General features: G+C 64.0%; 1 protein-coding gene. It reads left to right on the top strand.

Annotated features, from left to right (window positions below):
• Window positions 1–86: 86 nt before the first annotated feature.
• Window positions 87–720: 2OG-Fe(II) oxygenase (locus tag D1012_RS21960; RefSeq protein WP_147335781.1), on the top strand; the 634-nt coding region annotated here is incomplete at its 3' end.

Here is a 720-nt window from a genome sequence, read left to right on the forward strand (position 1 = left end):
GCGCGCGCTAGCCAAACTGCGCGGGGATTGAAATCGCCCGGCGGCCCTGTGTCATCATTGCCGGCCTCTCCTCCGCGTCCTCGTTCATGTCGAGCCCGATCAATCCGAATCTGTTGGCGAAGACGGATGTGCTCGCCGCACGCTTCGCCCCGCGCGAGCCGTTCCGCCACATCGTCATCGACGATTTCTTTTCGCCCGATTACGCCGCACAGTTGCTCGACCAATTTCCGCCGTTCGAGCGCGGCAACGCGCGCAACGAGGCGGGCGAGCTAGGCAACAAATCGACCGTGGAGCGCATTCGCGGGCTCGGCGCCGCCTACGCCGCGCTCGACGACCTCGTGCAATCGCGCGAATTTCTCGACCTGATCAGCCGTATCACCGGCATCGATAGCTTGCTCTACGATCCGTGGTACTTCGGCGGCGGCACCCACGAAAACCGCCAGGGTCAGGACCTCGACGCGCACGTCGACTTCAACCGCCATCCGGTGAACCGCTGGCACCGGCGCCTCAATCTGATCGTCTATCTCAACCATGAGTGGCAGGACGACTGGGGCGGATCGCTGCAGCTGCACAGCGATCCGCGCAGCGCCGACGATCGCGTCATCACCATCACGCCGCGCTTCAATCGCGCAGTGATCTTCGAAACCACCGAAACGAGCTGGCACGGTTTTCCGCGCATCGCCCTGCCTGAAGACAGGCAGACGCTCGCGCGCAAGTCGG

The organism is Pseudotabrizicola alkalilacus (assembly GCF_003443995.1).
Lineage (GTDB): Bacteria > Pseudomonadota > Alphaproteobacteria > Rhodobacterales > Rhodobacteraceae > Pseudotabrizicola > Pseudotabrizicola alkalilacus.